This is a genomic window from Corynebacterium sp. HMSC068G04 (genome assembly GCF_001814885.1).
Lineage (GTDB): Bacteria > Actinomycetota > Actinomycetes > Mycobacteriales > Mycobacteriaceae > Corynebacterium > Corynebacterium hiratae.
The window spans coordinates 1-221 of sequence record NZ_KV818342.1; the positions used below are offsets into that span (position 1 = coordinate 1).

A 221-nucleotide genomic window follows, 5' to 3' on the forward strand; every position below is an offset into this window, starting at 1 on the left:
TGGCGGAGCACGAGCTTATCGACGTCCAACTCCTTCTTCACCCTGGCGGTATACGACTCAATCAAACTCAACGTCGCCACATCATGCCTTTGAGCAACCGCAGCCGCACGCGCCTGGCGCTGCTTGCCCGTAAAACGCGTCGGCCCGAAATACACCCCATGCAACCCAGCCAACTCCACAGCATCAGCCTTTGATGCACCACGCGCGCGTAAATCATCCAC

At 58.4% G+C, this 221-nt stretch carries 1 pseudogene; it reads right to left on the reverse strand.

Features of this window, described 5'->3' with window-relative positions:
* Positions 1-221: pseudogene (locus HMPREF2993_RS13225) on the reverse strand (HNH endonuclease); the annotation flags it as partial.